Genomic DNA, 25218 nt, shown 5'->3' with positions numbered 1-25218 from the left:
AGCATGCAAATCGACGCCGTCAAACACTACCTCCTGACCCTGCAGGACAGCATCTGCGACGCCCTGGCCGCCGAGGATGGCCAGGCGGAATTCATCGTGGATGAATGGCAGCGGGAGGCCGGAGGCGGTGGCCGCAGCCGGGTGCTCGGCGAAGGCGCCGTGTTTGAAAAAGCCGGGGTGAACTTCTCTCACGTCTATGGCGAGGGCCTGCCCGCCTCCGCCAGTGCGGCGCGGCCAGAGCTGGCCGGACGCAGCTTCCAGGCCATGGGTGTGTCGCTGGTGATTCACCCGCGCAACCCCTATGTGCCCACCTCCCACGCCAATGTGCGCCTGTTCGTGGCGGAAAAGCCCGGCGAAGCCCCGGTGTGGTGGTTTGGCGGCGGTTACGACCTGACCCCCTACTACGGCAACCGCGAGGACTGCCAGCATTGGCACCGCACTGCCTTCGAGGCCTGCGAGCCCTTCGGTGACACTGTCTATCCCGAGTTCAAGCAGTGGTGTGACGACTACTTCTACCTCAAGCACCGCCGTGAACCACGCGGCGTCGGCGGCCTGTTCTTCGACGATTTGAACCGCTGGGATTTCGACACCAGTTTTGCCTTCCTGCGCGCGGTAGGGGACTCCTATATCCCGGCGTACCTGCCCATCGTGCAGCGCCGCAAGGGCACGGATTACGGCGAGCGCGAGCGTCAGTTCCAGCTCTACCGCCGGGGGCGCTATGTGGAGTTCAACCTGGTGTTTGACCGCGGTACGCTGTTTGGGCTGCAGTCTGATGGGCGCACCGAGGCGATCCTGATGTCACTGCCGCCGCTGGTGCGCTGGGAATACGACTACCAGCCGGCCCCGGGCACACCCGAGGCGGAGCTGACCGAGTACTTCCTGCAGCCGCGGGACTGGTTGCAGCCGGCCTGAACGGGCAGCAGCACCGGCGCCAGCGCCGGAACGACAACCGGAACCAGAACCGGAACCAGCACTGGAAATAGGGGATATGAGTAGCAGCGACAAATATGCCGTCTTTGGCAATCCCATCAAGCAGAGCAAGTCCCCGTTGATTCACGCCGCCTTTGCCGAGCAGTGCGGCCAGGCTATGCAGTACCGCGCCGTGCGGGTGGAGCTGGATGCTTTCGAGCGCTCCGTGCGCAACTTTTTCGAGGGTGGCGGCGCCGGCCTCAATGTCACCGTGCCCTTCAAGCAGCAGGCCTTTGCCCTGGCGGACGAATGCAGCCAGCGTGCCCGTCGTGCCGGCGCAGTCAATACCCTCTACCTGAGCGATGAGGGCCAGCTCTATGGCGACAATACCGACGGTGTCGGCCTGGTGCGGGACATGGTGGCCAACCTGGGCTGGACCCTGCAGGGCCAGCGCATGCTCGTGCTCGGTGCCGGCGGCGCGGTGCGCGGGGTGCTGGAACCCCTGCTGCGGGAAAAGCCCCGCTCGCTGACCATTGTCAATCGCACCGCCGAAAAAGCCCGCGACCTGGCGGCGGAATTCGCCGAGCTGGGCGCCATTGATGGCGGTGGTTACGAATTGCTGGCGGACCGCCAGTTCGACCTGGTGGTGAATGCCACCAGCGCCAGCCTGAGCGGCGACATGCCTGAATTGCCCGGCAGCCTGCTGACAGCGCGCAGCTGCTGCTACGACATGGTGTACGGCGCCGAGCCCACCGTATTCATGCGCTGGGCGGCCCTGAACACCGCCTGGGCGGTGGCCGATGGCCTCGGCATGCTGGTGGAACAGGCGGCGGAATCCTTCTATCGCTGGCGGCGGGTGCGGCCCGCCACCGGCCCGGTGATCAACCAGCTGCGGCAGGCCCTGGCCGCCGCCTGAGCCGCCTCAGGCCTCCAGCTCCGCAAGGTGCTGCTCTTTCAGCTGCACGTAGTTGTTGGCGCTGTAGCAGAAGTACTCCCGCTCTGAATCCGACAGCGCGCGCATTTCCCGCGCCGGGCTGCCGGCGTACAGGTAGCCGCTGCGCAGGCGCTTGCCGGGGGTGACCAGGGCGCCGGCGGCGATGACTACCTCGTCCTCTACCACCGCGCCGTCCATCACCGTGGCGCCCATGCCCACCAGCACCCGGTTGCCGATGCTGCAGCCGTGCAGGGTGGCGTTGTGGCCGATGGTGACGTCCTCGCCGATCAGCAGGGGCCAGCCCTCGGGGTTGTAGGGCCCGGCGTGGGTGATGTGCAGCACGCAGCCGTCCTGCACGCTGGTGCGGGCACCCACCCGGATGCGGTGCATATCGCCGCGCACCACGGCCTGGGGCCACACCGACACATCATCGCCCAGTTCCACGTCTCCCAGCACCACCGCGCTGGGGTCGATCAGTACCCGCTCGCCGAGTACCGGGCGCTGGCCGCGGAAACTGCGCAGGCTGGTTGGGGTGTAGTGCTTCATCGCAGGGTGCTCCGGCAAAACTGCTACAATAGCGGCCCTGTTTTCACCCTGCCAGCCCCGGCAACGCCGCAACGAGGTCTATCCATGCCTGCCCACCGCCGCCGCTTTATCGCCGGAGCCGTCTGCCCCCGTTGCAGCGAGATGGACACTATCGTGGTGGATGCGGACACCGACGAGCGCGAATGCGTGGCCTGCGGTTTCAGTGAGGCCCGCCCCACCGACGCCCCCCGGCAGGAGCCCCGCACCCGGGTCAACCGCCCTGCCCGGCGCAGCGATGCACCGGAAGAAGCGGTGCGGCTGTTGGACCCGGCCAAAAAACCCGACTGATACCCTCAACACCCCCCTTGTTTGCCGCCCCAGCGCCGCCGGTAGGCGGGATAGAGGGTGGTGCCGCGGGCGGCGTTGAACAGCACAAAGGCCAGCCACAGGCCGTGGTTGCCCCAGCCCCGGCTCAGGTACCACACCGGCAGGTAGACCAGCGCCATGCTGGCCAGCATCGACACCATCATCGGCCGGGTTTGCGCGGTGCCGATGAACACCCCGTCCAGCAGGTAGCTGGGGCCGGCGGCCAGCGGCATCAGCAGCAGCCAGGGCCAGTGCTCGCGCAGTGACTGACGCACCGGCTCCAGGGCGGTCAGCCACTGGGGCAGCAGGTAGCCCCCCAGCCACAGCAGCGCGGTCAGCAGCACGGCGGTGATGCCGCACCACAGGGCGCAACGTTGCACCGCGGCCCGGAAGCCGGCGCGGTCCCCGGCGCCCTGCCGCTGGCCGGTCAGCCCTTCGGCGGCAAAGGCAAAGCCGTCCAGGGCATGGGCGCAGAACATCAGCAGTTGCAGCATCAGCGCGTTGGCGGCCAGTACGGTGGCGCCCAGCTTGTCGCCGGCGGCGGTGAAAAACGCAAAACCCGCCAGCAGGCAGATGGTGCGCACAAACAGGTGCCAGTTGCTGCGCAGTAACGCGCGGTACTGCGCCGGCTGCCACAGCTGGCTGGCGATGTGTCGCCACGGGGTATCCGGCAGGGCCCGCCACACCAGCCACAGGGCCAGGGCGCAGCCGGTGTATTCGGCGATTACCGTGGCCAGGGCGGCACCGTCGCTGGTCAGGCCAAGGCCGAGGATAAACAGCAGGTCCAGCAAGATGTTGAGCACATTGGCGCTCACCACGATCAGCAGGGGTCGGCGGGTGTCCTGGCGGCCAATGCACCAGCCCACCACGGCGTAGGTGATAAGCACCGCCGGTGCGCTGTACAGGCGGATGCGCACATAGCTGTCGGCGAAGGGCAGGATGTCCGCCGCCGGCGCCATCAGCGCAAAGCCGGCACCAAGCAGCAGGGGGTGCAGGGCCAGCAGGGCGATGGCAATCAGCAGCGCCAGCAGGGCCGAGCGCGCCAGCACCAGCAGTGCCTCCTGCTCGCGCCCGGCCCCGGCGGCGCGGGCCACCAGCCCGGTGGTGCCCATGCGCAGAAAGCCAAAGCCCCAGTACAGAAACGCCAGCAGGGAGCCGCCGATGGCGACCGCGCCCAGGTAGCGGGGGCTGTCCAGGTGGCCGAGAATGGTGGCATCCGCCAGCCCCAGCAGGGGTATGGAAATATTGGAGAGGATCGCCGGCCAGGCTATACCCCAGATTTTGCGGTCCAGCGCGCTAAATGCGGGCATATATTGTGCCTCTGGGGCTTCGGTGCCAAACCAGCACCGGGCCTGGCTGGGGCGGGTGTACCTCGACCGGGGTGGGGAAAGCCTTGCACCGTGTAGGTTTTGCGATTTTCTTTCGGTATACTCGGGAAGCTTGCCTCCCGCGACAATTGGTCGCAGGGGCTGCGACTGTGTCAGCTGGTACGTTCAAGACGTCTCCTAATTCTGCACTCCCAACGGTCAGTGGCCGCATCTGCCAGCGGCTACGGACTTTACACAGGGGTGTGGCGAGCAGACTTCACCGGGCGCGCTGGCTGTGGGGACAATAACCGATATAAATAATGGAGACACGGGAAATGTTCTTGAGAGCGAAGCGGCTCACTGCCCTGGCGCTTGGTCCTGTGCTGATGCTGTTCGGCCTGCTGCAAGCCGGTACCGCTGCCGCGGCTGCCAAGGTGAATGAAATCAATATGTCACCGGGCGCTACCGAAGTGGGCCAGCGTATCTTTGATCTGCACATGACCATCTTCTGGATCTGCGTCATCATCGGCGTGCTGGTATTCGGGGTGATGTTCTACTCCATCTACTACCACCGCAAATCACGGGGTGTTACACCCGCTACCTTTCACGAGAGCACCAAGGTCGAGATCGCCTGGACCGTTGTGCCCTTCTTCATTCTTATCGGTATGGCGGTTCCCGCCACTTCCACCCTGCTGGAAATCTACGATTTTGAGGACGCCGAAATGGACGTGCTCATTACCGGCTACCAGTGGAAGTGGAAATACGAATACCTGAACGAAAGCGGCGAAAATGTCGCCTTCTTCAGTAACCTGCGCACGCCGCAGGGCGAAATCTACAACACCGAGGACAAGGGCGAGCACTACCTGCTGGAGGTGGACGAGCCCCTGGTGATCCCGGTGGATACCAAAGTCCGCTTCCTGGTGACCGCCAACGACGTGATACACGCCTGGTGGGTGCCGGAGCTGGCGGTGAAGAAAGACGCCATCCCCGGGTTCATCAACGAAACCTGGACCCACGCGTCCGAAGAGGGCGTGTACCGTGGCCAGTGCGCGGAGCTGTGCGGCAAGGATCACGGCTTCATGCCCATCGTGGTCAACGTGGTGAGCAAGGAAGAGTACGCCAGCTGGCTCAGCGAGAAGCAGGCGGAAGCGGCCGAAATCAAGAAGCTGATGGCCCAGACCTTCTCCATGGACGAACTGATGGAGCGCGGCAAGGCGGTTTACGATCGCAGCTGTGCGGCCTGTCACGGCGCCAGCGGTGAAGGCGGCCTGGGTAATGCCATCGCCGGCAGCCCGATTGCCACCGGCGATCTGGCCGGCCACCTTGAGGTGGGCATCAACGGCGTGCCCGGCACCGCGATGCAGGCCTTTGGCGGCCAGCTCAACGATGTCGACATGGCGGCTGTCATCACGTATCAGCGCAACGCGTTTGGCAACAACATGGGCGACACCGTCCAGCCGATCGACGTTTTCAATCACAAAAAAGGCTAATTGGAGGAGATAACGATGGGAGATCATCATCACGGTCCTGCCAAGGGCCTTTCACGGTGGCTCTTTACCACCAACCACAAAGACATCGGAACCATGTACCTGTGGTTCTCGTTCGCCATGTTTATCCTGGGCGGCTCCTTCGCCATGGTTATCCGTGCCGAGCTGTTCCAGCCCGGCATGCAACTGGTTGACCCGCTGTTTTTCAACCAGATGACCACCCTGCACGGGCTGGTGATGGTATTCGGCGCGATCATGCCCTCCTTCGTGGGCCTGGCCAACTGGATGATCCCGATGATGATCGGGGCGCCGGACATGGCCCTGCCGCGGATGAACAACTGGAGCTTCTGGATCCTGCCTCCGGCCTTCCTGCTGCTGGCCAGCACCCTGTTCATGGACGGCGGCGCCCCGGCCTTCGGCTGGACCTTCTACGCCCCGCTGTCCACTACCTACGCGGCGCCGTCGGTGACCATCTTCATCTTCTGTATCCACGTGCTGGGGATCTCCTCCATCATGGGCTCGATCAACATCATCGCCACGGTGATGAACCTGCGCGCCCCGGGTATGACCTACATGAAGATGCCGCTGTTCGTGTGGACCTGGCTGATCACCGCCTTCCTGCTGGTGGCGGTGATGCCGGTGCTCGCCGGGGCGGTGACCATGATGCTGATGGACATCCACTTCGGCACCAGCTTCTTCAGTGCTGCCGGTGGCGGTGACCCGGTGCTGTTCCAGCACGTGTTCTGGTTCTTCGGCCACCCCGAGGTATACATCATCATCCTGCCGGCCTTCGGCGTGGTGTCCCAGATCATCCCAGCCTTCTCGCGCAAGCCGCTGTTCGGCTACGACTCCATGGTCTACGCGACGGCCTCCATCGCCTTCCTGTCCTTCATCGTGTGGGCCCACCACATGTACACCGTGGGCATGCCGATCGCCGGTGAGCTGTTCTTCATGTACGCCACCATGCTGATTGCCGTGCCCACCGGGGTGAAGGTGTTCAACTGGATCTCCACCATGTGGCGCGGTGCGCTGACCTTCGAAACCCCGATGCTGTTCTCACTGGGCTTTCTGGTGCTGTTCACCATCGGCGGCTTTACCGGCCTGATGCTGTCCATTGCCCCGGCGGACTTCCAGTACCATGACAGCTACTTCGTGGTGGCCCACTTCCACTACGTGATGGTGGCGGGCGCGGTGTTCTCCATGACCGCTGCGGTGTACTACTGGCTGCCCAAGTGGTGCGGCAAGATGTACAACGAAACCATGGGCAAGACCCACTTCTGGATTTCCTTCATTGGCTTCAACCTCACCTTCTTCCCGCAGCACTTTGTGGGGCTGGCGGGCATGCCGCGGCGGATTCCGGACTACGCCCTGCAGTTTGCTGACTTCAACATGATGTCCAGCATCGGCGCCTTCATCTATGGCTCCTCGCAGATCCTGTTCCTGTACAACGTGATTGCGACCATCGTGGCCGGCAAGCCCACCTCCGACGAAAAAGTCTGGGATGGCGCCGAAGGCCTGGAGTGGACGGTGCCGACGCCGGCGCCCTACCACACCTTTGAAACGCCGCCCAAGATCGACCCGGGCCACGCGCACTCCTGAGGGTAGCCAGCCGTGATACGCATCAGCGCAAATCCCGCCATCGACACCGCCGCCAAGCTGGTGGCGGTGGCGATTTGCATGTTTGCCTTTGTGTTTGTGGTGATGGTGCCGCTGTACAACGTGCTGTGTGATGCCCTTGGCATCAACGGCAAGACCTCGGGTCAGGCCTATACCGCGGTGCAATCCGGTGTGGACGAGGACCGGGTGGTTACCATCCAGTTCGTGGCCACCAACAACGAAGGCATGCCCTGGGAGTTTTCCCCCAGCCAGACGGTGATGAAAGTGCACCCGGGCGCGTCCAACGACACTGTGTTTAACGCCTACAACCCCCTGGCGAAGGACATGGTGGCCCAGGCGATACCCAGCGTGTCGCCAAGCCGCGCCGCCGAGTACTTTCACAAAACGGAATGCTTCTGCTTCAACCAACAGCCGCTGGAGGGCGAGTCCGGGGCGGAAATGCCGCTGCAGTTCATTGTCGATCGCGAACTGCCGCGGGATATCCACACAATCACGCTCTCGTATACGATATTTGATGTGACCGATATGGCGCAGGGTGCAATCGCCACGCGCTGATGTCACCGGTCGGGGGCCGGTGTGAGTTCAATGGAGAACCAATAAGATGAATACCGAAACATCCACTGAGTACGAAAAGTATTACGTACCGGAGAAGAGCAAGCTGGCGGTGTGTGCCACCATCGGCTTGATTCTCAGCATCTTCGGCGCGTCCCACGGCCTGAACCAGATGACCTTTGGTGACGGTGCCCCTTCGTGGACCATTCTCTACGTCGGCCTGGCCTTCTTTGCCGGCACCCTGTTTGTGTGGTTCCGCACCACCATTCGCGAAAACATCGCCGGCATGAACAGCGCCCAGCTGAAAAAGTCCTATGTGCTGGGTATGTTCTGGTTCATCTTCTCCGAGGTGATGTTCTTCTTCGCCTTCTTCGGCACCCTGTTCTACGTGCGCACCCTGGCCGGCCCCTGGCTGGCCGGTGAGGGCGAAGCCGGACGCATGAACGATCTATTGTGGGAAGGCTTCCAGTACAGCTGGCCGATGGCGGCCACGCCCCAGGAAGCGGTGGGCGGTGTTGGCAACCAGTTGATTGCCAATAATGGTGAGTTCCAGAGCTACGAGAAGAGCATGGCCTTCGCCGAAGCCGGCGCCTGGTACAAGTGGTTGCCCCTGTGGAACACCATTATCCTGCTCTCCTCCAGCGTGACGGTGCACATTGCCCACCTGGGGCTGCTGGATGGCAACAAGAAGAAGTTCAATCTCTGGCTCGGCCTGACCGTGCTACTGGGGATTACCTTCGTTGGCCTACAGGCGCTGGAATACTACGAAGCCTACGCCCACTTCGGCCTGACCCTGAACTCAGGGATCTACGGCTCAACCTTCTTCATGTTGACCGGCTTCCACGGCTTCCACGTGATGATGGGCATGACCATGCTGCTGATCCAGTGGATTCGCTCCGTGAAATACGGTCACTTCACCGCCGATGACCACTTTGGCTTTGAAGCCTCCAGCTGGTACTGGCACTTTGTGGACGTGGTGTGGGTGTTCCTGTTCCTGTTTGTCTACATTCTGTAATCAGTTCGCCGTGTCCCCGGATGCCGCTGGCGCCTGTTGCGCCGGCCCGGCATCCCAGGGATTGCGGTGGCCCAGCTGGCCGGTGGCCACGCCGTAGACAATCAGGGCCGCCAGCCCAATGGCCAGGCCCAGGCGCACACCCAGTGAATGCCACAGGCGGCGCTTGTGGCGGTCGCCCTGGTCCACCATCAGAAAATAGAACCCGCTCGCCAGGCTCGCCACCAGCGCAACCATCAGCAGTATTATCGCGATCTTCAGCAATGTTCACTTCCTCGTTCAGGGCCGGGCAGTATAAACCAGGCGCACCCTTGTTGCCGCCGGGGCCCGGCCGGCCCCCGGGAGCGCACTGATGGTGCAACCTGCCGTGGGCCTTAAGTTCGACCTGGAGTGGCGCACTACCCTGTTTACCGCCCTGCTGCTGCCCCTGTTGATTGGCCTTGGCTTCTGGCAATTGCAGCGGGCCGATGAAAAGCGCGCCCTGGCGGCAACCTTTGAGGCGCGCCGGGCCCTGCCAGCGGCGGAGGCCGGCCAGCTGTGGCAGCTGCCGCCGGCGGAGCTGGCCTACCGCCCTGCCCTTGCCCGTGGCGAATTCGACCCCCAGCGTTACCTGCTGCTGGACAACCGCATCAAGCAGGGCCGCTTTGGTTATGAAGTGATTGGCCTTTTTCATTTGGCGGGCAGCGAGCGCAGCCTGCTGGTGAACCGCGGCTGGGTGGCGGGCGATCCGGCCCGGCGTGCCCTGCCCCGTGTGCCCCAGCCAGCGGGTGCGCAGGTTATCCACGGCAGCCTGTACGTACCGCCCGACGAGCCCTACCTGCTGGGCGAGCAGGCCCTGGATGGCGACTGGCCGCTGGTGGTGCAGTCGGTGGAAGCCACCGGTGTAGCGCAAGCGCTGGGCGAGCGAATTGGCCGCCCTGTACTGCCCTGGTCGCTGCGCCTGGCGTCCGAGGATCCGGCGGCACTGGTGGCCGAGTGGCCGGTGGTGAACGCAAGCCCGGCCAAGCACACCGGCTACGCCGTGCAGTGGTTCTGCATGGCGCTGGCGCTGGTGATACTGTTCCTGCTGCGCAGCTCCAACCTCTGGCAGTGGCTGCGCCGGCGTGAAACCCAGGAGAACTAAGTGGTGCAAAGTAACAGCAAAACCCCCGCCGCAGCTGGCGCCAGTAATGGGCGCCTGGTACTGCTGCTGATCGCCGGGCTGCCGGTGACCATGATCCTGGCTGCCTCCTGGCTGTGGTTCTTCGTGGTGAAGGGCGATCTCGACATCGTCGGCGTGCTGGGCACGGCCAATCGCGGCAACCTGGTGCAGCCGCCGCGGCAGCTGGCGGAGGCCGGGCTGACAGAGGCCGATGGCAGTGCCTTTGCCTTCAGTGTGCTGGAGCCCCAGTGGACCTTTGTGGTGGCCAACGAGAGTGCACGCTGCGACAGTGCCTGCGAGCACCTGCTGTACCTGACCCGGCAGATACACCTGGCGATGGGCAAAGAGTACAATCGCATCCGCCGTTTCTACGTGAGCGACATCAAGCCCGGCAGTACCCGCCTTGCGGTGGACCAGCTCAGCGACGGGCATCCCCTGCCAGCGGATTTTGCCACCTACCTGGAGCGCGAACACCCGGAGGTACTGGCGCTGACAGGGACCTCCGGCCAAATGCAGAGCCTGTTCCCGGAGCATGCCGACGCCCCGGACAGCTGGTACCTGGTGGACCCGGCCGGCTGGATCATGATGCGCTACGATGACAGCGTCTCCTACAAGGATGTCATCGCCGACCTTAAATTCCTGCTGAAAAACTCCAGCAACTGATTAGCGACCTAGTGCCACACCATGTCTGAAAGCAGCGCAATCGCTGGCCAGAAAGCCAGCTGGCGGGACTACAAGGAGCTGACCAAGCCCAATGTTGTCCTGCTGATGATCCTCACCTCGGCCATCGGCATGTTCATGGCGGTGCCGGGCATGGTGCCCTGGCACGTGCTGATTCTGGGCAACCTCGGCATTGCCCTGTGTGCCGGCGCGGCTGCCGCCGTCAACCACCTGGTGGACCAGCAGGTGGACCAGCGCATGGCCCGAACCCGCAACCGCCCGGTGGCCAAGGGGCGGGTCAGCACCCGTGGCGCCATCGTGTTCGCTACCGTGCTGGGGGTGGCCGGCATGGCCATCCTGATGATCTGGATCAACGCCCTCACCGCCTGGCTGACCCTGGCCTCCCTGGTGGGCTACGCCTTTGTCTACACCATGTTCCTGAAGCGGGCCACGCCCCAGAACATTGTGATTGGCGGGCTGGCGGGCGCGGCCCCTCCCCTGCTCGGCTGGACCGCCGTCACCGGCGAAATTCACGGCCACGCCCTGTTGCTGGTGTTGATCATCTTCGCCTGGACGCCGCCGCACTTCTGGGCCCTGGCCATCCACCGGCGCGAGGAATATGCCGCGGTGGACATCCCCATGCTGCCGGTGACCCACGGGGTAAAGTTCACCAAGGTGCACATTCTGCTCTACACCCTGATGATGTTTGCCATCACCCTCCTCCCCTTTGTCACCCGCATGAGTGGGCCGCTCTACCTGCTGGGCGCGGTGGTGCTGGGCGGCGGCTTTTTGTACTGGGCCATCGAGCTGTTGCGTGACCGCAACCCGAAGGCGCCGATGGAAACCTTCAAATACTCCATTATTTACCTGATGGCCCTGTTCGTTGTGATGCTGGTGGACCACTACCTGTTCCCGGTGGCCACCCTGTAAGCTGCGAACGCGCGCAAAAGCCGATGAAGGAGCGACGATAGATGAGACTGATGGCAGCGAAAAGAGCGCAACATGACTGAGGCGGCGCGCCGCCAGCGACGCGGCATTCAGTGGACGGTAGCGGTTGTGGTGCTGTTCATGGTGGTGGTGGTGGCGGGCTTTGTGCACCGCATTGGCCTGCCGCGCATCATGAGCGAGCCAGAAATGAAGGCGAACGGCGCCTATATGTTTGAAACGCCGCGGGATATCGGTGAGTTTGCGTTGGTGGATCAGGCCGGCAAGCCTTTCACGCCGGCGCGCCTGGAGGGGCACTGGACGCTGGTATTCTTTGGCTTTACCTATTGCCCTGATATCTGCCCCACCACCATGAGCTTCCTCAATGACTTTGTCGGGGAGCTGGAAGGCACCGAGGCGGCGGATACGCAGGTGGTGATGGTGTCAGTGGATCCGGCGCGGGATACCCCCGAGCAACTGGCCCAGTACGTGCCCTACTTCAACCCGGCGTTTGTCGGGGTAACCGGCGAATTCCTGGACCTGCACCGCTTTGCCACCGCCCTGAACACCCCTTTTCGCAAGGTGCCAGGGCAAGGCGAGAACTACCAGGTGGATCACAGCGCCAACGTGGTGCTGATCAATCCCCGTGGTGACTACCACGGCTTCTTCAAGGCGCCGCTGGATCTGGCGAAGATGAAGGTCACCTACCGCTCGGCCCGTTATCTCTGGGACCACTGAGCACCAGGGTGACGGCGGCGCGCCGCAATAGCGCGCCGGTGCGTGGCGGGTGACTTAGTTGCTCACCAGCATGGCTTCCGACGGGCGGGGAATGTCGCCGCCGCGATCGAAGCGTTGCTCCAATACCTTGTCCAGGTCTACCGCAACCAGTTCGACTTTAGTCGCCAGGTTGGCCACGTCACGCTCGCTGGCGGGGGCCTCCTGGGCTTCCTGCGCCTGGATTTCGGCCTTGGCGGCCTGCGCGGCGCGCACCAGCACCTGGTCAACGGATTGGGCGTTGGCCAGGGGAGCCACGGCCAGTGTTAAAAGAGCTAAAACAGAACGTACTTTCATGATGTCATCCTCTATGGGTGTTACCAATTTCCTTTTCGGGTAACACTTTTGTTACTTGGGTGTGTATTGTGGCGTTATTTTGTGATGTTTCAAGGGGGGCGGTTAACTTTGTGCAAATTCACGTATGACTACTAACTCTCTGTTTTATAAGAATAAATAGTGAGTTTTATGGGTTCGTTCTATTTTAGTTAACAAAATATTCATGTTTTTGCGGCCTAATTCCGGCGGGTAACAGGCCGTGTGGCGCGGCGGCGCTGCCGGGCAGCGGAGGGGGCAGGGGGGCTGTCGGCGTGGCAATCCGGGGTGGCTTGGGCTTTAATGCCCGCTTGGTCAGCCGAGCTGGTGCAGTCGATCACTGTCGCAGCGCGCGCCTGGATACACTGCGACCCGAGAATGCCTATGCCCGCTTCCCACACTGCGCCCCTGGTTCTGGTGGATGGTTCCTCCTACCTCTATCGCGCCTTCCACGCCCTTCCGCCGCTAACCAATTCCAAAGGGGAATCCACTGGTGCCGTCAAAGGTGTGATCAGCATGATCAAGCGCCTGATGAAGGACTATCCAGAGAGCCCGGTGGCGGTGGTGTTCGACGCCAAGGGCAAGACCTTCCGCGATGAGCTGTTTGCCGAATACAAGGCCCAGCGCCCGCCCATGCCCGATGAGCTGCGCGAGCAGGTAGAGCCCATTCACGCCCTGGTGCGGGCCCTGGGCCTGCCGCTGCTGTGTGTGCCCGGGGTGGAGGCCGACGACGTCATTGGCACCCTGGCGCGGCAGGCGAGTGCCCAGGGCAGGGCGGTCATCATCTCCACCGGCGACAAGGACATGGCGCAGCTGGTGGATGCCAACACCACCCTGGTGAACACCATGACCGACACGGTGATGGATGTGGCCGGTGTGGAGGAGAAGTTCGGCATTCCGCCTGAGCTGATCATCGATTTTCTTGCCCTGATGGGCGACAAAGTCGACAACATTCCCGGCGTTCCGGGCGTTGGTGAAAAAACCGCGCTGGCCCTGCTGCAGGGCCTGGGCGGGCTCGAGGCGCTCTACGCCAACCTGGACAAGGTGGCCGAGCTGGGTTTTCGCGGGTCCAAATCCATGGCCGCCAAGCTGGAAGCCGAGCGCGACAAGGCATTTTTGTCCTACGAGCTGGCGACCATCAAAACCGACGTTGAATTGGATGACACCCCGGAGGATCTCGCCAACGGTGCGCCGGACAAAGAGGCCCTGCTTGAGTGGTACACCCGGCTGGAGTTCAAGGCCTGGCTGGATGAGCTGCTGGGGGAGGGCGATGTGGTGCAGAGCGAGGCGGTGGAGGCCCGCTATGACATCATCACCGAGCAGTCAGTGCTGGATGCCTGGCTGGCGCGTCTGGCCCAGGCCGAGCTGTTTGCCTTCGATACCGAAACCACCAGCCTGAACTATATGGACGCCGAAATCGTCGGCCTGTCGTTTGCAGTGGCGGCGGGGGAGGCGGCCTATGTGCCCCTGGCCCATGACTATCCGGGTGCCCCCGAGCAACTGGAGCGCGACGCGGTACTGGCCCAGTTGCAGCCGCTGCTGGAAGACGATGCGCGCGCCAAGGTAGGGCAGAACCTCAAGTACGATGCCAGCGTGCTGGCCAACCACGGCATTACGCTGCGCGGCATCCGCTACGACACCATGCTGGAGTCCTACGTGCTGGATTCGGTGGCCACCCGCCACGACATGGACAGCCTGGCCCTCAAGTACCTCGGCCACAAGACCATCCACTTTGAAGACATTGCCGGCAAGGGCGCCAAGCAGCTCACCTTCAACCAGATTCCGCTGGAGCAGGCCGGCCCCTATGCCGCCGAGGATGCCGACATCACCCTGCGCCTGCACCAGTGTCTGTGGCCGAGGCTGGAGGCCGAGGGCGACCTGGCCGGCGTGTTCCACGACATCGAGCTGCCCCTGGTGCCGGTGCTGTCGCGCATCGAACGGCAGGGGGCCCTGCTGTCCCGCGAGATGCTGCAGCAGCAGAGTGGCGATCTCGGCAAGCGCCTGCAGGCTTTGGAGCAACAGGCCCACGACCTCGCCGGCCAGCCCTTCAACCTGGGCTCGCCCAAGCAGCTGGGGGAAATCCTGTTCGAGAAGCTGGAATTACCGGTGATCCGCAAGACGCCCAAGGGCGCGCCCTCCACGGCGGAGGAGGTGCTGGTGGAGCTGGCCCTGGACTACCCCCTGCCCAAGGTGCTGCTGGAGTACCGCAGCCTGAGCAAGCTGAAGTCCACCTACACCGACAAGCTGCCGGAGATGATCAACCCGAAAACCGGGCGCGTACACACCTCCTACCACCAGGCGGTGGCGGCCACCGGGCGGCTGTCATCCTCGGACCCGAACCTGCAGAACATCCCCATTCGCACCGAGGAGGGCCGGCGCGTGCGCCAGGCCTTCATCGCCCCCGAGGGCTACCGCATTGTGGCGGCGGACTATTCCCAGATCGAGCTGCGCATCATGGCCCACCTGTCCGGCGATGAGGGCCTGCTCGGTGCCTTCCGCGAAGGCCAGGACGTGCACCGGGCCACGGCCGCGGAGGTTTTTGGCACCGAGCTGGCGGCGGTATCGGCCGAGCAGCGCCGCAAGGCCAAGGCCATCAACTTCGGCCTGATCTACGGCATGTCCGCCTTTGGTTTGGCGCGCCAGTTGCACCTGGGGCGCAACGAGGCCCAGGAATACATCGATCGCTACTTCGAGCGCTACCCCGGGGTGCAGGACTACATGGATCGCACCCGGGAACAGGCTCACGACAAGGGTTACGTGGAAACCCTGTTCGGCCGCCGTCTCTACCTGCCGGAGATCAACGCCCGCAATAAAATGCGGGTGCAGGCCGCCGAGCGCACCGCCATCAACGCCCCCATGCAGGGCAGCGCGGCGGACATCATCAAAAAGGCCATGCTGGCGGTGGACGCCTGGCTGCGGGAGGAGGGCGCCGATGCCCGCCTGATCATGCAGGTGCACGACGAGCTGGTGCTGGAGGTGGCGCGTGACAAGGTTGATGCCATCAGCGCCCGGGTGTGCGAGCTGATGTCCGGTGCGGCGAGCCTTGCCGTGCCGCTGCTGGTGGAGGCGGGCGTGGGCGACAACTGGGACGAGGCCCACTGACGACGGGGGAGAATTATTTGAAATTTTTCTCGCCGGGCTGGAACTAAGCCGGGGAGGGCCAGTCAGAGTAGACGTAGCTTGCTGCTACACGCTCCGGCGGTCACTCTCCATGGGCCGCCATCAGAGCAAAGTCTCTTCCCCAGAGACCCAAGCTGCCCGGTCGCCTACCCCCCTATAGGCACCGGGCTTTTTTTGCAGCAGCCTTGCCCTTTTTGCAGACTTTCCCGCCCCGGTCAAACAGATTCAATTTCCTCGTCTTCATAGACGGAGTCGTCGGTCAGCCAGCCGTCCAGCACCTTGATCAGCTCCTTGTGGCCGCTGTGCTTGAGCGCGGAAAACAGCTGCACACTCACCAGGTCGGCGTGGGCCTTCAACTCTTTGCGTACCTGCAGCAGGGTGTTGCCCGCCGGTCCCTTTTTCAGTTTGTCCGCCTTGGTCAGCAGAATGTGCACCGGCATGTGGGCGGCCAGGGCCCAGCCCAGCATCTGCTGGTCGAAGGGCTGCAGGGGGTGGCGCACATCCATCAGCAGCACCAGGCCGCGCAGGCTCTGGCGCTGGGCCAGGTAGGCCTCCAGTTGTTTGGTCCATTCCAGCTTGACCTTCTGTGGCACCTTGGCAAAGCCGTAGCCGGGCAGGTCCACCAGGCGCTGGCTGGGGCTCAGGGTAAAGAAGTTGATGAGCTGGGTGCGGCCGGGCGTCTTGGAGGTGCGCGCCAGCTTGGCATTGCCCGTCAGGCTGTTGATGGCGCTGGATTTGCCGGCATTGGAGCGCCCGGCAAAGGCCACTTCCCAGCCGCTGTCCTCCGGGCATTGGGCAAATTTACCGGCGCTGGTCAAAAATTCGGCCCTGCGGTAGTCCGGGGCTGTGGGGGCGGGAGTTTCGGGTGCCTCGGACATGGGCCTGGCTTGCCTTTTTCTGCGGTGGATAAGTCGTATATAATGCCACAGCTTTTTATGCCGGTTCCCCGGCTAATTTTTTGTTTTGGCGCGGGGAATTATAAAACCATTCGAGTTTTCGAGGTGGGTTAATGAAAACACTGACTGCTGCCGCCGCCGTGCTGATCACGGCCACTTTCTCTGCCGTAAGCCAGGCGGAGGTTCCCATGGACAAGTACAACAAGAGCTGTGCCATTTGCCATGCGGCCGGCACTGCCGGCGCTCCCAAGACCCATGACGTGGAGGCCTGGAAGCCGCATCTGGACAAGGGTGACGATGTGCTGATGGAGTCCGTGCACAACGGCTTCAACGCCATGCCCCCCAAAGGTATGTGCTTTGACTGCAGCGATGAGGACTACAAAGCCCTGATCGAATTCATGGCAACGCCGGCCAAATAAGCTGGCGGCCTCCGAAAGTTTACGCTTGGAAGAACAATGAAAAGATCTGTAGCAATTTTCGGCCTGTTAATTGGATTGAGCCACGGCGCCTGGGCGGCGACCCTCAGTGGCGATGCGGAAGCAGGCAAGGCCCTGGTGACGGCCTGTAGCGCCTGCCACGGGGCTGATGGCAACAGTCCGGCTCCCACCTTTCCGAAGCTCGCCGGACAGAATGAGCGCTATTTGCTGAAGCAATTGCAGGATATTCGCGACGGCGCTCGCCCCGTGCCCACCATGGCCGGCCAGCTGGATGGCAAAAGCGACCAGCAACTGGCGGATATGGCTGCCTTCTTCGCGGCCCAGCCTCGCAGCGGCAGCCAGACCGACCCGGCGCTGCTGGCGCTGGGTGAAAAAGTCTATCGCGCCGGTGTCGCCGAGCGCGGTGTGCCCGCCTGCATGGCCTGCCACTCGCCCAACGGCAAGGGCAATGCCCCCGCCGGCTTCCCCTCACTCGCCGGGCAGCACGCCGACTACATCGCCTCCCAGTTGGAGATGTACCGCAAGGGCCATGAGGATGACACCGGGCGCACCAACGATGGCGATACCCGCATCATGCGCAGCACGGCCTTTGGCCTTAGCGACAAGGAAATCCAGGCGGTATCAAGCTACGCCGCCGGCCTGAAATAGCCCGGTGCGCCAGGGCTGAATTAAAAGGCGGCTGCGGCCGCCTTTTTTACGTCCGGGCAAGGGCGCCACAAGTGACATATGCACTTTGCCCATCACTGAACAATCCCGTTAAATAGCGGTCTTACGCTGGAGCACTCACAGGAGAACAACATGCTGAAGCACCTGGTACTGGCCTTTGCGATGGTCGCCCTGGCCCCGTTTGCGGCGAACGCCGAGGACTACAAGGAAGGTGAACACTACGACCTGATCAGCCCGCCGATTCGCACCGGCAGCGGTGACAAGGTCGAGGTGGCGGAGTTTTTCTGGTACGGCTGCGGCCACTGCTACAATTTCGAGCCGCTGATCAGCCAGTGGAAGAAGGGGCTGGGGGATGACGTGGCCTTCATTGGCTCGCCCGCTGTGTGGAACAAGCCCATGGAACTGCACGCCAAGGCCTATTACACGGCTGAAGTGCTCGGCGTGCTGGACACCCTGCACCCGGTGCTGTTCCAGGCCATGAACGTGGACCACAAGCGCCTGCAGTCCGACAAGGAAATCAAGGAGCTGTTTACCGCCAACGGGGTATCCGGTGAGGATTTTGACAAGGCCTACGGCTCCTTCGGCGTGAACAGCCAGGTGCGCCAGGCCAACAGCCGCGCCCGCGCCGCCAAAATTACCGGCACCCCGGAGATGATGGTGGCCGGCAAGTACCGCATCAGCACCCGCAAGGCGGGCAGCCAGGCGAACATGCTGAAGATTGCCGACTTCCTGATTGAGAAGGAGCGCGCAGCCGGCGGCGCCGAGTAAACCAGCCGACGATGCCTTAAAACCGGGGCGGGCTCGACAGAGTCCGCCTTTTTTTGTCTTGGCTTTTGTGCCTTGGTCTTTGCGCCTGGGCGTTTGGCTGCCGCTACATCCCGCTGCTGTACACGCTCAAGCTGGCTTTGCCGCTGGCGCGAATCTGCCGGAAGGCCAGGGCGTATTCACGCAGCAGCTCCAGGCAATAGGTCAGGCGCGCCTCAAAGTATTCCTGGGCGCTGGCCTTGTTGTCTTCGGGGTTATCGTTGAACACCGTATCCACGTAGCGAATGATCAGGTGCTCCGGCAGGTAGCAGAGGCGGCTGTTTTTGTAGCTGCTGGTGCGCAGCTCGGCAACGGGGAAGGAGCCGCCATCGGCAACCGAGGTGGTGACGATAAGTGCCGGCTTGTGGGAGATCTCCTCGCCCGCCGTCCACATCAGGAAGAAGTTCTTCAGCTTGGCCGGCACCATGCCGTGCCACTCGGGTGAAATCACCACAAAGGCGTCGCAGCTGTGCAGCTGTTCGCGCAGGGGATCGAGGTGGGCCTGCCATTCGGCGTTGTCGCTGTCCCACACACCTTCGTCCCAGAAGGGCAGGTCTGAGTGGGCGAGGTCCAGCAGCCAGGTATCGTCGCAGAGGGACTGCTCACGCAGGGCGCGTTCGATATAGCGCGCGACCTTGCCGCTCTGTGAGTTGGGGCGGTGGCTGCCGCAGATCAGGCCGATTTTCATGTGGGGTCCTCTCAGGGTGGGTGGGTGAGGCTCAGATGGCGAGCCAGCCGGGTACCGGCAGGTCTTTGTTCTGCAGGAACACCGGGTTGAACAGCTTGCTCTGGTAGCGGTTGCCGTAGTCGCAGAGTACGGTGACGATGGTGTGCCCCGGGCCCAGCGCCTCGGCCAGCTTGACCGCACCGGCGATATTGATGGCCGAGGAGCCCCCCAGGCACAGCCCTTCGTGCTGCAGCAGGTCGTACAGGTAGGGCAGGGATTCCGCGTCGCTGATGGTCCAGGCAAAGTCCACCTGGGCTTCGGCAATGTTGCTGGTGATGTGGTTGATGCCGATGCCCTCAAGAATGGAGCTGCCCTCGGAGGGCGCCAACTCGCCGCGATTGAACCAGGCGCCGAGGGAGGCGCCGCAGGGGTCGGCCAGGCCAATCTTCACCGCGGGGTTGTGGGCCTTCAGGGCCTGTGACACACCGGCCAGGGTGCCGCCGGTGCCCACGGCGCAGATAAAACCATCCACCTTGCCGCCGGTCTGCTGCCAGATCTCCTGGCCGGTGGTTTCCCGGTGCACCGCCATATTGGCCAGATTGTCGAATTGGCGCGCCCACACGGCGCCGTGGGCTTCTTTGGCGGCGTATTCGCCAGCCAGTCGTTCGGCGGTGTGAATGTAGTGGCCCGGGTCCGCGTAGGAGGCGGCGGGCACCAGGTGCAGGTCGGCCCCCAGCAGTTCCAGGGTGTCGATTTTTTCCTTGCTCTGGGTCATCGGCATGACCACGGTGCTGGTGTAGCCCAGCGCATTGGCCAGCAGGGTCAGGCCGATGCCGGTATTGCCGGCGGTGCCTTCCACAATGCGCCCGCCTGGCTGCAGCTCGCCACTGGCCTCGGCGGCGCGGATGATGCCAAGGGCGGTGCGGTCTTTCACCGAGCCGCCGGGGTTCAGGAATTCCGCCTTGCCGAGAATGGTGCAACCGGTGCGCTCGGATACCTGGCGCAGGTGGAGCAGGGGGGTGTTGCCAATAAGCTGGGTGACGTCGGCGGCGTGCTGCACGGTACTACTCCGCAATGCGTGGGCGCCACAGTATGCCACAGGCCCCTATGGGGGTCAGGCGGGCGGGGCGCCTTTGCGCACCCGGTATAGCAGGGCAAGGGCCAGCAGGCTGAGGGCGGTCATCAGCCACACCATGGGGGCCGGCGAGTTGCCCATGAGGGCGCCGATGGTGCCGGCGGCGGTAGCGGAAATGGCCATCTGGATAAAGCCGAGCAGGGCCGAGGCGGTGCCCGCCATGTGGGGGTAGGGCTGCAGCGCCAGGTTCATGGCGTGGGGCAGCACCAGGCCCATGGCGGCGGTGTAGAGCATCATCGGCAGCATCAGCGAATAGATGCTGGAGGGCCACAGGGTGTAGCACAGCAGCATGACAAGGCAGGCCGCGGCCGCCAGGGCCGCCCCCAGCACCACCACCTGGTTGGAATCCAGCAGGCTGGCCAAGCGCGCGCTGCTGGCGCTGCCGATGAAGTAGCCCACCACCGTGGTTAAAAAAATCAGCCCGAAGTACGCCATGGGCACGCCCAGCATTTCAATGTAGACAAAGCCGGAGGCGGAGAGATAACCCAGCATGCCCGCGTACACCAGGGAGCTGCCCAGCGCCACCGCAACAAAGGCCGGCGCGCGCAGCAGGGTAAAGAAATTGCGGGCGATGGTGGCCGGGTGCAGGCTCTGGCGCTGGGGCAGGGATTCCGGCAACAGGCGCTGGATGAGGACAATCATCAGCAGGGCGTAGGCGGCCAGGAACACAAAAATACTGGTCCAGGGCCAGACCAGCATCATCACACTGCCAAGGCTTGGCGCCACCGCCGGCGCCAGCGCCATCAGCATGGCGATCAGTGACAGGGCCCGGGCCGCCCGGCGCGGGCCGAACAGGTCGCGGGTTATGGCCCGCGACAGGGTGGGGCCAACGCAGGCGCCCAGCCCCTGCAGCAGGCGAAACGCAATCAGCTGCTCGACGGTTTGCGACAGGCTGCAGCCAATGCAGGCCACTACGAAGATCAGGGTGCCACCAATCAGTATCGGTTTGCGCCCGTAGCGGTCCGCCAGCGGGCCGCACACCAGGTGGAAGGCGGCAAAGCCTGCGAGGTAGGCGCTCAGGGTCAGCTGGATGTTGGCGCTGGTGGTGCCCAGCGCATCGCGCATGGTGGGCATGGCCGGCAGGTACATGTCTACGCTGAGGGGGCCAAGGGCCACCATGGCCGCCAGCAGCACCAGTAGCCAGGGGGAATCGGCGGCGAGAAAGCGTGAGTGTGTTAAGGCCATGGGGCGGCGATGCTAGCACGCCACCGGCGCCCCGTCTTTGGCAAATGTGCGGCTACTTCTCGAAACCGAGCACGGTTTTCCACCACAGGCGCGGGGCAAAGGCGTGCCAGAGCATGAGGAAGCGGGCCTCGCCGGGGTAGATGATGTCGCGCTCCTTCTCCACGCCCTTGTCGATGGCGTCGACGATTTTCTCCGGGTCCGACAGGCGCCCGCTCTGCTTGGCGTTGCGCAGGCTGCCGGGGCTGTCTGTGTTCAGGCTCTGGTCGATGAGGGGGGTGTTCACCGCCGGTGGGCAGACCAGCTGGACTTTTACCCCGCTGCCGCGGATTTCGTTCTGCAGCACTTCCAGGTAGGTGTTCACCGCGCTCTTGGTTGCGCAGTAGGCGCCCATGTGGGGCACCAGGGCGTGGCCGGCGATGGAGCCGAAGGCGATGATGCGCCCGCGCTTGCGCGCCATCATTGGCGCCAGCACCGTGCGCACCATGTAGGTGGTGCCGAAGTAGTTGATGCGAAACAGCCGCTCCATGGCTTCGTGGCTGTGGTCGATAAGCTGGTGGGCAGGCATCAGGGCGGCGGCGTGTACCAGCAGCTCCACTGGCCCCAATTCGCTCTCCACCTGGCCGACCTTGGCCTCCACGTCGGCCAGGTCGCCGATGTCGCAACGCAGGGGGGTGATCTGTGGCGACTCGGCCGCGGTGGCCTGCAGCCCCTGCTCGTTGACATCGAAGATGGCGACCTTCGCCCCCCGGTTCACCAGCCGCAGGGCAATGATGCGCCCCATGCCGCTGGCGCCGCCGGTGACAATGGCGACCTTGCCTGCTACGTCCTTCATGTTGCCCCCTTTGCTGTTATTGATGGCCTGCCGGGACGGCCTGCGGGTGGCGCCGGGCCGGGCCTTGTGGATACCGATACTGCGGCGGCGCCCGGCACCGGGCAAGGTTTCATCCGGCCAGCCAAAGTGGCCGAATCGCCCGCGGGGCTGCGGCGGGGCGCTGCAAAAGTAAGCGCTTGCTTACTCAGGTGCTCTGTTTTTCAAGTGCCCAGGTGATCCAGGGGCAGAGCGGTGCGGTGCAGTACCCGGCGCAGCTCAAAACTGGAATGCACGCCGGTCACCCCGGGTATGCGGGTGAGCTTGCCAAGCAGAAAGCGCTCGTAGGTTTCCATGTCGGCCACCACAGCCTTCAGCAGGTAGTCCGCGCTCTGGCCAGTGACCACCGAGCACTCCACCACCTCCGGGTAGTTGGCAACTTCCTGCTCGAAGGCTTCAAAGCGGTCCGGGGTGTGGCGGTCCATGGTGATACCGATGTAGGCGGTGAGCTTGAGGCCCAGCCGGGCCTGGTCCAGCAGGGTGACATGGCCGCGAACCAGGCCGGATTCTTCCAGCCGCTTGACCCGCCGGGCGCAGGGGGTGGGCGACAGGCCGACTTTTTCCGCCAGCTCCAGGTTGGTGATGCGGGCGTCGCGCTGCATGATGTCGAGGATGCGGCGATCGGTGCGGTCGAAGCTCATAGCGGGGGCTCCCGGCAGGGGTTTTTGGGGTTATTAACAGAGGCGCTTAACAGGGCCTTCAGCAGGGCCTTTCAACAGGCAATTGGGCAAACAAAGGTGATTTTATCTACAAAATGCCATTTTGGTAGGGATACTGTGCTTATTTGTGGGCTTGCCCGTTAATATTTGCAGTTATTCCCTACGCCGCCGGCGCTAGACTGTGTCCTCGGCTGATTCATCACCTGTTGTTGCCGTGCCGCCGGGGTTACCGCCCCGGTGGCCGCCGCGCAAGGTCTCACAAGGGCGGGCTCTGAAAACGGGCTCATCAGGTGAGCAGCCATCCCAGACACGCTGAGCGCAGCAGTGGCTCGCAAGCCAGCAAATGACAACGCGACAGCAATCGCCGCTACACTAGAAGACCCAGACAGCCCAGCAACACAAAGGACCAGGGAACCGGCCATGAGCAACTTTGACCACCGCAAGTACAAACCCTTTGCACCCATCAAGATGGCGTCTCGCCGCTGGCCCGACCAGCAGATCGAGAAGGCGCCCCTGTGGTGCTCGGTGGATCTGCGGGACGGCAACCAGGCGCTGATCGAGCCGATGACCGCGCGCCAGAAGTCCAAACTGTGGGACCAGCTGGTCAAGGTGGGCTTCAAGGAGATCGAGGTGGGCTTTCCCTCCGCCTCCAGCCACGACTACGATTTTGTGCGCGAGCTGATCGACAACGGCCGCATTCCCGATGACGTGACGGTGCAAGTGCTCACCCAGGCCCGCCCGGACCTGATCGAAAAAACCTTCGAGGCCCTGAAGGGCGTGCGCCGCGCCGTGGTGCATGTGTACAACTCCACCTCCACCGTGCAGCGTGAACAGGTGTTCGGCCTGGATCGGGCAGGCATTATCGACATCGCCGTGCGCGGGGCGAAGCTGGTGCAGGAGTGCGCCGCCCGCTACCCGCAAACCGAATGGGTGTTCGAGTACTCACCCGAGAGCTTCACCGGCACCGAGCTGGATTTTGCGGTGGAGGTGTGCGACGCGGTGACTGCCGTGTGGCAGCCCACCCCCGACAGGCCGGCCATCATCAACCTGCCGGCCACGGTGGAGATGAGCACGCCCAACGTCTACGCCGACCAGATCGAATGGTTCTGCGACCGCGTGGCCCGCCGCGAGAGCCTGTTGATTTCGCTGCACACCCACAACGATCGCGGCTGTGCCGTGGCGGCGGCGGAGCTGGGTGTGATGGCCGGCGCCGACCGGGTGGAAGGCACCCTGATGGGCAACGGCGAGCGCACCGGCAACATGGACATTGTCACCATGGCCATGAACCTCTACAGCCAGGGGGTGGACCCGATGCTGCAGCTTGGCCACATGGACGAGATCATCCAGACCGTGAAGGAGTGCACCCAGTTGCCGGTGCATCCGCGCCACCCCTGGGCCGGCGAGCTGGTGTTTACCGCCTTCTCCGGCAGTCACCAGGACGCTATCAAGAAATGCCTGTCCAAGCAGGACGGCCGCGAGCACTGGGAGGTGGCCTACTTGCCCATCGACCCGGCGGACATCGGCCGCTCCTACCAGGAGGTGATCCGCATCAACTCCCAGTCGGGCAAGGGTGGCATCGCCTACGTGCTGGAGCGTGACTACGGCTTTGAGCTGCCGCGCTGGCTGCAGATCGACTTCTCCGGCACCGTGCAGGCCTTTGCCGAGGAGCGCGAGAAGGAGGTCTCCGGCGAGGAAATATTCGCCCTGTTCCAGCAGACCTATCTGGCGGAGGGCGGCGAGTATCGCCTGGGCGATTACAACGTGAGCCGTGCCGACAATGTCGATCAGCTGCAGGCGCAGTTGCAGCAGGGCAGCGCCAGCCACACCCTGAAGGGCTCCGGCAACGGGGTGGTGGCGTCCTTCGTGGATGCCATGAGCCGCTTTGTGGGCAAGCAGATTGTGCTGGTGGAATATTCCGAGCACGCCCTCAGCCAGAGCGCCGATGCCGAGGCGGTGTGCTACATCCAGCTCAACATCGACGGCGAGCGCCATTGCGGCGTGGGCCGCAGCCACGACATCATCCAGGCCTCGCTGGATGGCATTCTCGGCGCCATCAACCGCGCCGCCCGTCAGGCCGCCAACGCCGCGGCCTGAACCACCCCGGGGCCGGGCGGCGTAAAACCGCCCCCGGCCCGCCGTTTTACCGCCAACAGTCCCGCCAACATTCCATTGTGACCTAAACGGAAACAATCATTGCTCGGCCAGCCGTTTATTGGCGCGGCGCCGTTACGGTACTTTTCCGGCCACTGTTATAAACATAA

26 protein-coding genes are annotated in these 25218 nt (G+C 63.6%); 16 read left to right on the top strand and 10 right to left on the bottom strand.

Annotation, left to right across the window (positions count from 1 at the left end):
• Positions 1 to 3: 3 nt before the first annotated feature.
• Together hemF and aroE are read left to right on the top strand one after the other, a co-directional pair.
• On the top strand, positions 4 to 912 hold the full coding sequence (hemF, locus tag DDZ17_RS18535) for an oxygen-dependent coproporphyrinogen oxidase (RefSeq protein ID WP_116368466.1): 909 nt from the start codon (positions 4 to 6) through the stop codon (positions 910 to 912).
• Positions 913 to 988: 76 nt separating this feature from the next.
• Positions 989 to 1825 carry a shikimate dehydrogenase gene (gene aroE / locus DDZ17_RS18530; protein ID WP_116368465.1) on the top strand — a complete coding sequence of 279 codons (837 nt, stop codon included), beginning with the start codon at positions 989 to 991 and terminating at the stop codon, positions 1823 to 1825.
• Between the two features lie 6 nt (positions 1826 to 1831).
• On the opposite strand, the gene DDZ17_RS18525 is transcribed toward aroE, so the two are convergent.
• Entirely contained in the window at positions 1832 to 2389 is a 558-nt protein-coding gene (locus DDZ17_RS18525; protein ID WP_116368464.1) for a gamma carbonic anhydrase family protein, read from the bottom strand.
• A gap of 84 nt (positions 2390 to 2473) precedes the next feature.
• Between DDZ17_RS18525 and DDZ17_RS18520 the strand changes: the two genes are divergently transcribed.
• Entirely contained in the window at positions 2474 to 2716 is a 243-nt protein-coding gene (locus DDZ17_RS18520) for a YheV family putative zinc ribbon protein (RefSeq protein WP_116368463.1), read from the top strand.
• A gap of 5 nt (positions 2717 to 2721) precedes the next feature.
• On the opposite strand, the gene DDZ17_RS18515 is transcribed toward DDZ17_RS18520, so the two are convergent.
• A complete protein-coding gene (locus DDZ17_RS18515) occupies positions 2722 to 4044 on the bottom strand; it encodes an MATE family efflux transporter (protein ID WP_116368462.1) in 1323 nt (440 codons plus the stop codon).
• A gap of 332 nt (positions 4045 to 4376) precedes the next feature.
• On the opposite strand from DDZ17_RS18515, the gene coxB reads away from it, so the two are divergent.
• From coxB to DDZ17_RS18495, 4 genes are read left to right on the top strand one after another with little or no spacing between them, the layout of a single operon-like run.
• Positions 4377 to 5531 (top strand): cytochrome c oxidase subunit II, encoded by a 1155-nt coding sequence (gene coxB, locus DDZ17_RS18510; RefSeq protein WP_116368461.1) that lies wholly within the window; start codon positions 4377 to 4379, stop codon positions 5529 to 5531.
• A 15-nt stretch (positions 5532 to 5546) separates the two neighbouring features.
• Complete coding sequence (gene ctaD, locus DDZ17_RS18505; RefSeq protein WP_116368460.1) at positions 5547 to 7127, top strand: cytochrome c oxidase subunit I; 1581 nt, start codon at positions 5547 to 5549, stop codon at positions 7125 to 7127.
• 12 nt (positions 7128 to 7139) lie between these two features.
• Positions 7140 to 7700: a cytochrome c oxidase assembly protein gene (locus DDZ17_RS18500; RefSeq protein ID WP_116368459.1), complete on the top strand. Its 561-nt coding sequence runs from the start codon at positions 7140 to 7142 to the stop codon at positions 7698 to 7700.
• A 46-nt stretch (positions 7701 to 7746) separates the two neighbouring features.
• Positions 7747 to 8712 carry a cytochrome c oxidase subunit 3 gene (locus DDZ17_RS18495; protein ID WP_116368458.1) on the top strand — a complete coding sequence of 322 codons (966 nt, stop codon included), beginning with the start codon at positions 7747 to 7749 and terminating at the stop codon, positions 8710 to 8712.
• On the opposite strand, the gene DDZ17_RS18490 is transcribed toward DDZ17_RS18495, so the two are convergent.
• Positions 8713 to 8973 (bottom strand): DUF2909 domain-containing protein, encoded by a 261-nt coding sequence (locus tag DDZ17_RS18490; protein ID WP_116368457.1) that lies wholly within the window; start codon positions 8971 to 8973, stop codon positions 8713 to 8715. It abuts the gene before it with no gap.
• An 88-nt stretch (positions 8974 to 9061) separates the two neighbouring features.
• Here DDZ17_RS18490 and DDZ17_RS18485 point away from each other — a divergent pair, with 88 nt between their 5' ends.
• From DDZ17_RS18485 to DDZ17_RS18470, 4 genes are all read left to right on the top strand, one after another.
• Positions 9062 to 9832, top strand: a complete 771-nt coding sequence (locus tag DDZ17_RS18485) for an SURF1 family protein (protein ID WP_116368456.1) — start codon at positions 9062 to 9064, stop codon at positions 9830 to 9832.
• A gap of 3 nt (positions 9833 to 9835) precedes the next feature.
• Positions 9836 to 10513 (top strand): SCO family protein, encoded by a 678-nt coding sequence (locus DDZ17_RS18480; protein ID WP_241505953.1) that lies wholly within the window; start codon positions 9836 to 9838, stop codon positions 10511 to 10513.
• A gap of 21 nt (positions 10514 to 10534) precedes the next feature.
• Entirely contained in the window at positions 10535 to 11440 is a 906-nt protein-coding gene (gene cyoE, locus DDZ17_RS18475; RefSeq protein WP_116368455.1) for a heme o synthase, read from the top strand.
• A 72-nt stretch (positions 11441 to 11512) separates the two neighbouring features.
• Entirely contained in the window at positions 11513 to 12172 is a 660-nt protein-coding gene (locus tag DDZ17_RS18470; protein WP_116368454.1) for an SCO family protein, read from the top strand.
• A 54-nt stretch (positions 12173 to 12226) separates the two neighbouring features.
• On the opposite strand, the gene DDZ17_RS18465 is transcribed toward DDZ17_RS18470, so the two are convergent.
• Complete coding sequence (locus tag DDZ17_RS18465) at positions 12227 to 12505, bottom strand: hypothetical protein (RefSeq protein WP_157976724.1); 279 nt, start codon at positions 12503 to 12505, stop codon at positions 12227 to 12229.
• Positions 12506 to 12904: 399 nt separating this feature from the next.
• On the opposite strand from DDZ17_RS18465, the gene polA reads away from it, so the two are divergent.
• On the top strand, positions 12905 to 15622 hold the full coding sequence (polA, locus tag DDZ17_RS18460) for a DNA polymerase I (RefSeq protein ID WP_116368452.1): 2718 nt from the start codon (positions 12905 to 12907) through the stop codon (positions 15620 to 15622).
• 233 nt (positions 15623 to 15855) lie between these two features.
• Here the strand turns inward: polA and yihA are convergent, their stop codons facing one another.
• Positions 15856 to 16518, bottom strand: a complete 663-nt coding sequence (gene yihA, locus DDZ17_RS18455) for a ribosome biogenesis GTP-binding protein YihA/YsxC (RefSeq protein WP_116368451.1) — start codon at positions 16516 to 16518, stop codon at positions 15856 to 15858.
• 131 nt (positions 16519 to 16649) lie between these two features.
• Here yihA and DDZ17_RS18450 point away from each other — a divergent pair, with 131 nt between their 5' ends.
• The 3 genes from DDZ17_RS18450 to DDZ17_RS18440 all read left to right on the top strand — a co-directional run bounded on the left by DDZ17_RS18450 (position 16650) and on the right by DDZ17_RS18440 (position 18407).
• The gene (locus DDZ17_RS18450; protein WP_116368450.1) at positions 16650 to 16955 is read left to right on the top strand and encodes a c-type cytochrome; all 306 of its coding nucleotides are present in this window, start codon (positions 16650 to 16652) and stop codon (positions 16953 to 16955) included.
• 36 nt (positions 16956 to 16991) lie between these two features.
• Positions 16992 to 17621, top strand: a complete 630-nt coding sequence (locus tag DDZ17_RS18445) for a c-type cytochrome (RefSeq protein WP_116368449.1) — start codon at positions 16992 to 16994, stop codon at positions 17619 to 17621.
• 150 nt (positions 17622 to 17771) lie between these two features.
• On the top strand, positions 17772 to 18407 hold the full coding sequence (locus tag DDZ17_RS18440) for a thiol:disulfide interchange protein DsbA/DsbL (protein ID WP_116368448.1): 636 nt from the start codon (positions 17772 to 17774) through the stop codon (positions 18405 to 18407).
• Positions 18408 to 18510: 103 nt separating this feature from the next.
• Here the strand turns inward: DDZ17_RS18440 and DDZ17_RS18435 are convergent, their stop codons facing one another.
• The 5 genes from DDZ17_RS18435 to DDZ17_RS18415 form a co-directional block, all read right to left on the bottom strand.
• The gene (locus DDZ17_RS18435) at positions 18511 to 19131 is read right to left on the bottom strand and encodes an NADPH-dependent FMN reductase (RefSeq protein WP_116368447.1); all 621 of its coding nucleotides are present in this window, start codon (positions 19129 to 19131) and stop codon (positions 18511 to 18513) included.
• Between the two features lie 31 nt (positions 19132 to 19162).
• A complete protein-coding gene (locus tag DDZ17_RS18430) occupies positions 19163 to 20170 on the bottom strand; it encodes a cysteine synthase A (protein ID WP_116368446.1) in 1008 nt (335 codons plus the stop codon).
• A 54-nt stretch (positions 20171 to 20224) separates the two neighbouring features.
• Complete coding sequence (locus tag DDZ17_RS18425; RefSeq protein WP_116368445.1) at positions 20225 to 21430, bottom strand: multidrug effflux MFS transporter; 1206 nt, start codon at positions 21428 to 21430, stop codon at positions 20225 to 20227.
• Between the two features lie 52 nt (positions 21431 to 21482).
• Entirely contained in the window at positions 21483 to 22262 is a 780-nt protein-coding gene (locus DDZ17_RS18420; RefSeq protein ID WP_157976723.1) for an SDR family NAD(P)-dependent oxidoreductase, read from the bottom strand.
• 200 nt (positions 22263 to 22462) lie between these two features.
• Complete coding sequence (locus DDZ17_RS18415; RefSeq protein WP_116368443.1) at positions 22463 to 22939, bottom strand: Lrp/AsnC family transcriptional regulator; 477 nt, start codon at positions 22937 to 22939, stop codon at positions 22463 to 22465.
• A 438-nt stretch (positions 22940 to 23377) separates the two neighbouring features.
• Between DDZ17_RS18415 and leuA the strand changes: the two genes are divergently transcribed.
• Positions 23378 to 25051 carry a 2-isopropylmalate synthase gene (leuA, locus tag DDZ17_RS18410; protein ID WP_116368442.1) on the top strand — a complete coding sequence of 558 codons (1674 nt, stop codon included), beginning with the start codon at positions 23378 to 23380 and terminating at the stop codon, positions 25049 to 25051.
• Positions 25052 to 25218 lie beyond the last annotated feature (167 nt).

The sequence above is a fragment of the Parahaliea mediterranea genome (assembly GCF_003402235.1).
GTDB classification, from domain to species: domain Bacteria; phylum Pseudomonadota; class Gammaproteobacteria; order Pseudomonadales; family Halieaceae; genus Parahaliea; species Parahaliea mediterranea.
Note: the sequence above shows the minus strand (reverse complement) of the source record. Positions and strands in the feature narration are given on the sequence as shown.